Origin of the sequence: Microcoleus sp. Pol12B4, assembly GCF_036701385.1 — a bacterium.
Classification (GTDB): domain Bacteria; phylum Cyanobacteriota; class Cyanobacteriia; order Cyanobacteriales; family Microcoleaceae; genus Microcoleus.
On the sequence record NZ_JAUBQR010000135.1, the window covers coordinates 7,467 to 18,937 of the forward strand.

The window sequence follows — 11,471 nt, forward strand, 5'->3', positions numbered from 1 at the left end:
GGTGTTGGTGTCGGTGTTGGAGTTGGTAACGGAGGTGTTGGTGTCGGTGTTGGAGTTGGTAACGGAGGTGTTGGTGTCGGTGTTGGAGTTGGTAACGGAGGTGTTGGTGTTGGCGCAGTGTCGTTATCGGTAATGGCGACATTGACAGTCGGTATTGCAACTCCGTTATACTTCGTATCGCTACTCGTAACAGTATGTCCGATCGCCCCCGCATGATTTCCTTCCACAACCGCATCATCTGTAGCCGTTACTGTCACGGGTTTGGCAACATTCCAGTCAGTAGCGTCGAAGGTAATTGCACCGATCGCATTTATTTGATTTCCCGCATCTAAACTGATAGTAACTGGTGCAGTTGGCTGCGAATTTAAATTGAGTGTATAATTGCCTGTGGCACCGCCTTCTGTAGCAGTTATGCTCTGCTGTGAAATACTCACACCCGTCGTCTCGTTGTCAGCAATCGTGGCAGTCACAGGAGAAATCGTCAGGTTGTTATACTGACTGTCGGTACTGACAGATGTGTGAGCGATCGTGCCGCTGCGGGTTCCTTGGGCTATGCTGTCATCGATCGCCGTAACAGTGACATTTTGCGCCACATTCCAATTATTCGGCGTGAAAGTGATAGGTGCGACCCCATTAATTTGACTGCCTGTGTCAAAATTAATCGTGACGTTTGCAGTAGGTGCGGTAGTCAGAAGTACGCCGTAGCTATCGGTTGCACCGCCTTCAGCAATAGCTGTATCGCCTTCTGATTGGACAAGAGAAATACCGGGACTATCGTTATCAGTAATCGATGCTGTCACATTGGGAATGACTTTCGCATTATAATTGGCATCGGTACTCGTAGCTGTGTGAGCGATCGTGCCACTGTGGGTTCCTTGTGCTAAATTGTCGTCGATCGCAGTGACAGTGACAGTTTTCTCAACATTCCAATTAGTGCTGTCAAAAGTAATAGGTGTGGCGATCGGATTAAGTTGGTCGCCAGTATTGAAACTGATAGTAACCGGTGCAGTTGGTTGCGAAGTTAGCTGGAATTTGTAACTGCCATTTGCACCGCCTTCTGTAGCAGTTATGTTCGTAGGTGCAATGCTGAAATCGGCAGTATCATTATCGGTAATGGCGACACTAACAGCCGGAATTGTGATGCCGTTATAGTTAGTATCGGTACTGGTAGCAGTATGGGCGATCGCACCTGCATGATTCCCTTCAACTAAATCGTCGTTAACAGTAGCCACCGCAACAGTTTGAGCTACATTCCAATTAGTCGCGGTAAAAGTAAGTGCGGTAAGTGGTTGAATTTCACTGCCTGTAGCCAAGTTAATCGTAACAGGTGCGATGGGTTGGGTATTTAATTTAACGGTATAAGTTCCAGTTGCACCGCCTTCCGTCGCAGTCGTGTTACCAGGACTAATGCTAACGCCTGCGGTGTCGTTATCAGTAATATTAGCATTGACGGTATTGCCAGCAGTGCCATTGACTGTAAAACTTACACCCGCCCCGTTATAACTAGCATCGGTACTGATAGCAGTGTGAGTAATCGGGCCGCTGTGTGGCGAAGTTTCTGTTACTGCATCATCAACTGCACTGACTGTCACTGTTTGCGGTACAAACCAGTTAGTTGGAGTGAAACTAATGCCAGCAATCGGTTGAATTTGACTGTCTGTATTGAGTGCGATCGCCACATTTGCAGTAGGCTGATTAGTCAATACAACTGTATAAGTATCCGTCGTCCCGCTTTCTGCTACATTAGTGCTGCCGCCCGACTCAACAATCTTGACCTGTGGCCCGCCAGGAATTATTTTAGTAATAAAAGCATCAGAGTCACCTCCCCCATTCGCCACTTGCAAAGGAGTTGCTGTAGGCAAATTAGTAGAATTAGTACCTCCCGCTACATAAACTGCACCAGAAGCATCCACCGCAATACCATTACCGTAGTCGTCGCCGCTGCCACCAAGATAAGTAGAATCAACTAAGGCAGAACCCGACGAATTTATACTTGTGACAAAAGCATCTTTCCCGCCGCCGCTGACACTTTGAATAGCATTCTTAGTCGGAAAATTAGTCGAAGTCGTATCCCCGGTAACATAGACATTAGCCGCACTGTCTAGAGTAATGCGATGCCCGTTGTCATCTCCGCTGCCGCCCAAATAAGTTGAATAAATCGCATTGTTACCTAGAGGGCCTAACTTGATGACAAAAGCATCATTTGCACCACCTGCATAAGTCACTTGAACTGCATTTTTAGTCGGAAACTCAGTTGAAGTGGTAATTCCGACAACATAGGCATTTCCAGCACTATCTACAGCGAGATCAGCACCTTTATCTTCGCCAAAGCCACCTAAATAAGTGGAATAAGCACGCGCACCATTGCCGTCAAATTTAGCGACAAAACCATCATAACTACCTGCCCGGGCATTTTGAAAGCCTAAATCTCTCCCCGGCAAGTTAGTCGAATAAGTAAGACCGGTAATGTAGGCATTACCATTATTATCTATTGCAATGGCTTGAGCGTCCTCGCGATCGCTACCGCCGAAATAAGTAGAGTAAACTAAATCACTGCCAGTTGGATTAACTTTAGTAATAAACGCATCAATGTCGCCTCCTATTGTAGGCTGGGAAGCATTTTTCGTGGGGAAACCAGCGCCCGCCAGCCCGGTAACATAAGCATTCCCGCTACTGTCTACGGCAATGCCGTTGCCGAGACTATTTCCGCTACCGCCTAAAAAAGTAGAATAAACTAGAGCATTCCCAGTCGCATTGAGTTTTGTTACCCCAGTATTGTAAGCATTTATTGTAGGCTGAAAAGAACCAGGCGTAGTTGGATAACCCGGATCGACTTGTCCGGTTAAATAAGCATTGCCTTGACTGTCTACCGCAATAGCATGACCGAATTCATTGCCAGAACCGCCGATATAAGTAGAGTAAACTAAGGCAGTTCCTTCCGGGTTAATTTTAGTAACTAAAAAATCAGCTTGACCTGGTGGCGTAGTGTTATATGCACCAGGAGTAGTAGGAAAAGTGTTATTAGTGCTTCCAATAAAGTAAGCCGCACCTGTGCTATCTACACTCATGCGATTGGCTGCGTCATAGCCACTACCCCCTAAGTAAGTCGAGTAAGCTAAAACCGGGTCAATAACTAGCGGTTGAGTGGGGTCAAAATATCCCAAACTAAAATTAACTTGACCATTTCCTAATAAATTGTAAGCTGCGGGAACATTCACCCGCTGGTCGTTGATATCTTGATAAACTATCGGTGCGTTATCAATTAATTCGCCTAGCGGTGTTTCTAATATCAGTGCACCGTCGTCACGCAACCGGATGTCGTTAACACCACTATAGTTCATCTTAATTTGACTCGGATCGGCAAAAGGTGCTACCAAAAACTCGCTCTTAAGTTGTCCTTCTGTGCCTTTGAAAACGCGGTCAATTCCTTGATAGACGTTTTGATAAACAACGCCGTTAAAAGTAGGAACGTCTGTGTGCCATTGACTGGAATCTTCGCCTAAAATAAAGTTAGCAACTCCCGGCAATTGTTCCAGCCCGGAAATTGTGGGATTCGGGTTGCTGTTGGCTAAGCTGCTGCGGACAATTGCAGAATTTGTGGCTTGGTTTCCCGGTTCATTGGGTTGCTGGAAAGCGACGAAAGAAATTTCGTTTGGAGTAAAAAAGATGCTGTGACCGGCACCTTTAACCTGGAATTTTACATTAGGGTCAGTTTGTCCAGCATTTGCAATAAAACTTAAGGGAATTTGACCGTAAGATGCCTGTTGATTTTGAGAGCTCATAGCTGGTACCCCTGGTTTATGTTATGCCAGAAAGTCTACTAAACTACGAGCTCGGCTGTATTGTAAATTCTTGCGGACAATTTGCGAAAAATACAATTTTCTTGCGAAATTTTACCTAATTTTATGAATAATTGTAACAACGCTGACGGGTTCGATCAGTCAGTAAGTGCGAGAGTCCGACATTCCGCCAGTTCGATATTCCGAGAGTCCGAGAGTCCGCCAGGGGGTAAAAACCCCTGTCTCATAGCGAAAGTTCTCTCAAAGAGAACTGGTATTGATGATAATTTAATTGGATTTGCCAGTCGGTTTCCACCGACTTTCGCTATGAGACGGGGAATTAATTCACTCCTAGGACTTGCGGGTGAATGCAAAAACTCAAGAATGCCAAAAACTTTGGGTAAGTCCGAGAGTCCGAGAGTCCGCCAGAGGTTTTTAACCCCTGCCAGACTGCGGGTGTTACCTTTATTAAAGTTGATCGCGATATTTCTTAGGAGTCAAACCGACGATTTTGCAGAAAGTCTTGCTAAAGTGACTTTGGTCGTGAAAGCCGACTTGCTGCGAGATATAGATTATTGATAAATCTGGCCTTGTCAATAACTGTTTTGCTTTTTCAATCCGGCACTGAATCACGTACTGATGGGGCGTAACTCCAATTGATTGTTTAAACAAACGACCGAAATAATAAGGACTCATCTGCACTAAATTAGCAAGTTCACTTAAGTGCAAATCTTTGTATATGTACTCATTAATGTAATTAATAACTGTTTGTAATTTGTGAGGGTCAAAACCGCCTTCAAAATCTCGCATCTTGGTTTTTTGTGCACAATAGCGGTGCAGTATATGAAGTGAAAGCGCGTTTTTCAGTGCATCGACATAAAGAGTACCGTTTAATCTACCTGATGCGAGTTCGGTTTTGAGGGCCCAACCAATTCCCATAATCAACGGATCGCGGATTTGCCAGTGCGGTATAATTTCAATCTGATTGGAATTTGTCGATTCGTAAACTGTATTGTCGAAGTCGGTAGGTTCAAGAGCGATCGCAATAAATTCATGGTCTTCGACTGCATAGGGGTGGTAATCAGTACCAGCAGCAGCGATAAAAATCTGTCCACTATGACAGGGTTCGCTACCGTAGTGTTTCCCGTTCAGTTTGGCTCCCCCGATAGTTGAAGAGAGTATCATGCCAATGCTGTGCTGTTGCAGACAGTGTTCGGGGGATTCGCTTGGCGGCTGATGGTGATATTCGACATGAATTCCCTCCCAGTTGGCCCCGTGACTCGACAGGATTGCGGGATGGGGGAGAATCGATTTCATTGCGTCTGTCTGGGCAAAATCAAGAATTAATGCTTTCTCTGAGGACATAGCTTGCACCTGGGACAGTTGCTATTATTCTATAGGTCTGAAGTTCTTCCAGTTATACAAAAGATACCCAAGACTTACGCTACATATTCTCTATCTGTTTGTCAAGATGGGGCAATAAAAATTAATGGTATTTGACCCTAGGGCGGTGGAGGGTCGATCATCAGCACTTTTATACCAGCCGTTGTGCCTACAATTAATTACTGATAATTCTTAACTTTTAGAGCAATAAATCTCAAATCTCAAATCTCAAATAAAATGACGCCCGCTAAAGTTTCCCACCAGTGCAAAAGCACTTTACAGGAAACCCGCAGGCGTCAAAATCAAGCAAACTTAAATCTTAGAAAAGACCCAGTGTGAAAGATTTGTCAATTGGGAAAATAGCCCCAATCCCCAACCATAGAGTTACCGCTGTTCCCAACAGGAAAACAGTAGTAGCAACAGGGCGGCGGAACGGATTTTGGAACTTGTTAACGTTCTCGATGAACGGAATCAAAATCAAGCCAAGGGGAACACCGGCCATGCAAGCAATACCCAACAATTTGTTAGGCAAAACGCGCAGGATTTGGAACACAGGCCACAAATACCATTCCGGCAGAATTTCCAGCGGAGTAGCAAAAGGATTAGCAGGTTCCCCAACCAAAGCCGGGTCTAGTACAGCCAAACCCACGCACAGAGAAATCGTTCCCATGATGACTATAGGGAAAACGTAGAGCAAGTCATTAGGCCAAGCTGGCTCGCCGTAATAGTTGTGACCCATGCCCTTAGCGAGCTTAGCGCGGAGGTCTGGATCGCTCAAATCAGGTTTTTTGATAATAGACATAGTGAGAGTGTTCTCCTTTTAGTTTTACCCGGGCCTGGGATTCCGCTGTATTCGTTAGTCGGAATCAGCGGCGCGATCGCAGGAAGTATTAGCCGTAAATAAATATCATGAGCGATGAATTCTGAATTTTCAACTCACAATTCAGCGGGGGGGCAAAAAAAATACCGCCCCCAAAACTCAAAACTTACAACGGGCCAGAGATACCTTGCTTGCGAATCATCAAGAAGTGAGCCAGCATGAAGACTACAATCAGCCAAGGCAACACAAAAGTGTGCAAGCTGTAGTAGCGAGTCAAAGTGCCTTGACCGACGCTGACACCGCCGCGTAGCAGTTCAACCATCAAAGAACCGACAAACGGGATAGCTTCGGGGACGCCGGAAACGATTTTAACTGCCCAGTATCCGATTTGATCCCAAGGCAGTGAATAGCCGGTCACGCCGAAAGAAACAGTGATGACTGCCAAGATTACTCCTGTCACCCAGGTTAATTCGCGGGGCTTTTTGAAGCCACCTGTCAGATAAACCCGGAAGATGTGCAAAATCATCATCAGCACCATCATGCTCGCAGACCAGCGGTGGATGGAGCGGATCAGCCAGCCGAAGTTGACTTCAGTCATCAGGTATTGCACTGAAGAAAAAGCTTCTGCTACCGTGGGACGGTAATAGAAAGTCATGGCGAAGCCGGTGGCAAACTGGATCAGAAAGCAAACTAAAGTAATTCCGCCCAAGCAGTAGAAAATATTGACGTGCGGGGGTACATACTTTGTAGTGATGTCATCGGCGAGCGCCTGAATTTCCAGGCGTTCCTCAAACCACTGGTAGGTTTTTGAGTCGGTGATTTGTTTAGAAAACATGGAGCCAGAATTCCTAAAAGAATATTGCTGTGGTTGAGGTTCAGGGCAGCAGCCACAAGGTTTTTTGTCGCCCCGCGCCGAGCAGCTTGCTTTTACTAGCAAATGCCTGAGGCTATTTTTTAAATTTGGAGCTGACGAAAGGAATTCTCTTGTGCGATCGCCTGCAAGCCCTGGGAAACTAAGCGGTGGCTTGTCCCTACTCGCTGGCGTTGCCCGATCGAATTCCAGACTGTGATAAAAAATGTAACATAATTGCTGTGCAAATTTCACGCTAGCGATGCTTTGGCTGAGTCTCAAATACCATTTTCTGCAAGCTTAACATCCGCCCCAAGCTGCCATACAGACAAGAGCAGAGCTACAGACCAAAGTCCGAGCCGGCCACCGGGTCCCTGGGGCGTAAATTTTAATATTTATGATAAAACTTCACTCATTTTGCGATCAAATGTTACATTGAACTAATTTTTTGTCCGCGGCGGACGTTTGACGAATGCCGAATGCCTTGGGAAGAGTTAAATGCACAAAAGCTTAAAAGCGTACAAACGTAAAATACATAAAATGTAATACTTACTGGTATTTTACAGAAAAATCATGCACAGACGAGTTTTCCAGATTGCTATTTTACTTTTCCTCCAAGTCGTCCTAGTTCTAGGTGGGTGGGCGCAGCCTGCGGCGGCTCTAACTCCTGAACAGCAGCTATTGAGCGAAGCTTGGCGAATTGTCAATCGCTCTTATGTGGACGACAGCTTCAACTCTCAAAACTGGTGGTCGATTCGCCAAAAAGCTGTCAAGGAACCGCTTAACGACAGACAGCAGACTTATACGGCTATTCAGGGGATGCTGGCGAAACTCGACGACCCGTTCACTCGACTGCTGAAACCAGAACAGTACCGCAGCTTGCAGGTCAACACTTCGGGAGAATTGACGGGTGTGGGGCTGCAAATTGCGATCGACCCCCAGACAAATACCCTGACAGTGGTGGCTCCTTTGGCCGGCTCACCGGCGGATAAAGCTGGCATCCAACCCCTCGATCGCATTCTAAAAATTGACGGCACTCCTACCTCAGAATTGAGCCTAGACGAGGCTGCAACTCGAATGCGCGGCCGCATCGGCACTGCCGTTACCTTGACCTTGGGGCGCGAGGGCAGGGACGCTGCTGAGGAAATTGAGCTAGTGCGCGATCGCATAGCTCTGAATCCGGTTTACGCCGAATTGCAGTCGGGCTCAGAAAATTTGCCGGTGGGCTACATTCGCTTGAGTCAATTCAGCGCTAACGCCACTGAGGAAGTCGCTCACGCGATCGACCGCTTGGAAAAACAAGGAGCCGCCGCCTACATTCTCGACCTGCGAAACAACCCGGGCGGACTGTTGCAAGCAGGGATTGAAATTGCCCGCCTGTGGCTCGATTCCGGGACGATCGTCTACACAGTCAACAGACAAGGCATTCTCGGCAGTTTTGAAGCCTCTGGACAAGCCCTAACTAACGATCCGCTGATTGTTTTGGTGAATAAAGGAACTGCCAGCGCTAGCGAAATTTTGGCGGGTGCGCTGCAAGATAACGGCAGAGCTCAACTGGTAGGAGAAAAGACTTTTGGCAAAGGACTGATTCAGTCGCTGTTTGATTTGTCTGACGGTTCTGGGTTGGCCGTGACTGTTGCTAAGTACGAGACACCTAACCATAAAGATATTAACAAGCTGGGGATTGCGCCCGATCGCTTAGTGCCTTTGGAACCTATCGCGCGCGATCAGATTGGCACCGAAGCAGACTTGCAATATCAAGCTGCACTGCAACTACTTAAAGAAAAAACCGTGCTGGCAAAGTCAGTATAAGCCGGAGTTTGAAATTTTGAGCTTGCAACAGGGCCTCATACACAGGTATATGTCTGTCTCTGTCTTTCCTTCGCAAGAACAGACAACAATGATCCTAAAAACTCTTTAAGTCAAAAGTGATATCACGTCCGACAGATGAATCTGTCATTCTTCGCTGTGCGAAGCAATGACATAAAAGAATGATGCACATCGGACGTGATATCCAAACCCAAAACAGCCGTTCCCTTAAGGTTGCGGGGTTGATTCCTCGGCGTCGGGTACCTCGGCTTCTTGCAAAATCACCGGACGCTGCTGCGGGTCAGCTTGGTTGCTTTGCTCTTGCATCACAGTTTTAGCAAGACTAGGGTCAAAGTAGCGGTTAAAGTCCGATCGCGACTTATTTACTCGCCCTTGGGTAAGATTGACTTCAGCTTGGATTTCGTGCAATTTTTCTTGCACCGCCCGGTAGTGAGGCCAAAGCTGAACCAAAGCAGAAGTGGCACAGACTGAAATTACTATGTTGACTGCCAACTTGACGCCTGTTTCGGCCGCGAGGGTTTGGTGAGGGTAAGAACGCTGACGGCTGCTACTGCGACGAGGAGTAACCCGAGGGGATTTTTTTACAGGACGCCGTGGGGTAACGGTGGGTTGAATCGCTTGCATAATGTTTTTTCAAATACCTGAGACTGACGTTTTAGAGTTCAAAAGAGCAAATTCTGAGCTTAACGCACTCTCGTCGCTGTTTGTCAGGGTGCTGACAGCCAAAATTGTTGAGACAAAGGTGACGTGTGAAGACGGAATTTGCCCATAAAAATGCCTGCCCTTGCAGTCTCGTCTTGCTGAACACAAACAATCTACTGCACTGCGGCAGTAATTGTCTGTATCTGTAATGCGAGAGATTTAACTGTTCAGGCAGGCGTTTTGCGGTTCGCAACTGGTGTCTGGAAACTATTTGTACAGTTCAGTTGACAGCCGGAAAGCCAAGATTCCGGGAATCAAAGCAATTACGAGCGCTACGTAGACTTGGGTATCTGTTAAAGACATATTCGCAAAACTCCTTTTCGCGGGCACGAGCTTTCACCAATTTGAGACAAATTGGCACTTTTGGGAATCATTTGTTACAACTTGCAACACAAATGGTGTGTCCGGGGGGAGTGCCCCAGTGGCCCAGTGACCCAATGGCGCAGTTTTTGAATGTTGGAGGGGGAGAATTTTTCCTTGTTGCCTGGGACTGCTTGCTTGGGAAGTTGTTCGGACGATCGCCTCCCACAGAATTACCGCGTTAGGTTAAGATTTAAATGAAGGTGACACTAATTTTAGACAGAGCGGGTAATTTGCGCTGCGCTCGACCCTTGCCAATCTTAGGTTCACAAAATAGTTAATGCTAGATCAATTTCTCGACGCTTCACCCAATTTTGGAGTTGACGGCTTTTTATTGTTGTTGGTTTTGGTGGCTTTGGAAGCTGTACTTTCGGCTGACAACGCGATCGCCCTGGCGTCTATTTCTAAAGGTTTAGAAGATGCCAAGCAACAGCAAAATGCTCTCAACTTGGGTTTGATAATTGCTTTTGTACTGCGGATCTTACTAATTTTAACGGCTACTTGGGTGATTCAATACTGGCAGTTTGAACTGCTTGGTGCTCTCTACCTGCTGTGGCTGGTTTTCCAACATTTTACTTCAGATACAGATTCTGAAGGAGAACATCACGGGCCCAGATTTGCGTCTGTGTGGCAAGCAATTCCCATGATTGCTTTTACGGATTTAGCATTTTCTTTGGATAGCGTTACTACTGCCATAGCTGTTTCTGATAACACTTTTATCGTCGTAACAGGCGCTACTATTGGAATTATTGCTCTGCGATTCATGGCCGGGTTGTTCATCCGCTGGCTGGATGAGTTCGTTCACCTAGAAAGTGCTGGTTATATCACAGTAGGGTTCGTGGGACTGCGGTTGTTGGTGAAAGTAATTAATCCAGATTTAGTTCCTCCCCAATGGCTGCTAGTTTCCAGTATCGTCTTGATGTTTGTGTGGGGATTTTCTAAGCGCACTCTAGAGCCAGTCGAGATTGCAAAATCTCTAGAAATGGCTCTCAGTCAGACGGATTCAGAACTTGCTGTGCGAGAATCGCAAGGACAGAAGTCCGAAAATTAACATACTTTCATTTGAATAAAATGAGCTTAAATCTGTCAAACCAACAAGATTGAAGGTTGGTCAAAACGTGCAAAAGCCTTTCATCCCGGTGACTTTAGTCCGGGCATGAAAGGCTTTTATTTTGTAATATTGTTTCCTTCACTATCCGATCAAACTTATAGGAGTACAATTGGGCCTATGGGAAGGCAGTTATCAAAATCAGACTCAGCAATGGTTGCGCTGGTGGGATAGCGAGGGGAATTTGTTGCTGACGGGATTGGCGGTATATTGGCGATCGCAGGCGATCATCCGGATCTGATTTTATCCTTGGTGGTGGCTGTATTTTTTGAGGAGAGGGAAAGAGGGCGAGTGATGGGAAAGAGTTGCAGGCGATCGAATTTCACCTGTCGGTTAGAAATGTAACCTTCCTGTTGAGTGGCTGCAAATAACCTTTTCTACATATGGCAACGGTTTTAAATTCTTTTTGGGAGATGTCAATTAGCAATTAGCAATTAGCTATGGCTTAGGCTTACTGACAAAGAAAGCTAAGGGAGAATTGTCACCACAAGATAACCGAACTTTAGAACCAATGGGAAAAACATTTTCTGTGGTTGTGAGTGCATATAACTTTTCGCCCGAGGGTGTTTTTAAACAATAACGATTTTCTCTACCTAAAAATTGGCGATCGCAAATCACAACAGCCGAATCTTCATCTAA

9 protein-coding genes and 1 pseudogene are annotated in these 11,471 nt (G+C 46.2%); 3 read left to right on the top strand and 7 right to left on the bottom strand.

The features are described from left to right. The 4 genes from QUA38_RS18375 to petB all read right to left on the bottom strand — a co-directional run. The coding region (locus QUA38_RS18375) for a DUF7948 domain-containing protein (RefSeq protein WP_333164203.1) at nt 1-3,782 on the bottom strand (3,782 nt) is incomplete at its 3' end. A 465-nt stretch (nt 3,783-4,247) separates the two neighbouring features. Further along, nucleotides 4,248-5,096, bottom strand: a complete 849-nt coding sequence (locus QUA38_RS18380; RefSeq protein WP_333164206.1) for a helix-turn-helix transcriptional regulator — start codon at nt 5,094-5,096, stop codon at nt 4,248-4,250. Between the two features lie 385 nt (nt 5,097-5,481). Then, nucleotides 5,482-5,964, bottom strand: coding sequence for a cytochrome b6-f complex subunit IV (gene petD / locus QUA38_RS18385; RefSeq protein ID WP_333064255.1), 483 nt, complete (start codon nt 5,962-5,964; stop codon nt 5,482-5,484). 184 nt (nt 5,965-6,148) lie between these two features. After that, on the bottom strand, nt 6,149-6,817 hold the full coding sequence (petB, locus tag QUA38_RS18390; RefSeq protein ID WP_015174799.1) for a cytochrome b6: 669 nt from the start codon (nt 6,815-6,817) through the stop codon (nt 6,149-6,151). A gap of 588 nt (nt 6,818-7,405) precedes the next feature. Here petB and ctpA point away from each other — a divergent pair. Further along, nucleotides 7,406-8,644: a carboxyl-terminal processing protease CtpA gene (gene ctpA / locus QUA38_RS18395; RefSeq protein WP_333164208.1), complete on the top strand. Its 1,239-nt coding sequence runs from the start codon at nt 7,406-7,408 to the stop codon at nt 8,642-8,644. 225 nt (nt 8,645-8,869) lie between these two features. Here the strand turns inward: ctpA and QUA38_RS18400 are convergent, their stop codons facing one another. Next, nucleotides 8,870-9,286 (bottom strand): slr1601 family putative cell division protein, encoded by a 417-nt coding sequence (locus QUA38_RS18400; protein ID WP_333164211.1) that lies wholly within the window; start codon nt 9,284-9,286, stop codon nt 8,870-8,872. A 285-nt stretch (nt 9,287-9,571) separates the two neighbouring features. Further along, on the bottom strand, nt 9,572-9,667 hold the full coding sequence (gene psaM / locus QUA38_RS18405) for a photosystem I reaction center subunit XII (RefSeq protein WP_015174804.1): 96 nt from the start codon (nt 9,665-9,667) through the stop codon (nt 9,572-9,574). A gap of 337 nt (nt 9,668-10,004) precedes the next feature. Between psaM and QUA38_RS18410 the strand changes: the two genes are divergently transcribed. Both QUA38_RS18410 and QUA38_RS18415 read left to right on the top strand, forming a co-directional pair. Further along, the gene (locus QUA38_RS18410) at nt 10,005-10,775 is read left to right on the top strand and encodes a TerC family protein (RefSeq protein ID WP_333164214.1); all 771 of its coding nucleotides are present in this window, start codon (nt 10,005-10,007) and stop codon (nt 10,773-10,775) included. Between the two features lie 139 nt (nt 10,776-10,914). Next, a pseudogene (locus tag QUA38_RS18415) lies at nt 10,915-11,031 on the top strand (Uma2 family endonuclease); the annotation flags it as partial. A 239-nt stretch (nt 11,032-11,270) separates the two neighbouring features. On the opposite strand, the gene QUA38_RS18420 reads toward QUA38_RS18415, so the two are convergent. Beyond that, on the bottom strand, nt 11,271-11,471 hold a 201-nt coding region (locus QUA38_RS18420; RefSeq protein ID WP_333164217.1), incomplete at its 5' end, for a TOBE domain-containing protein.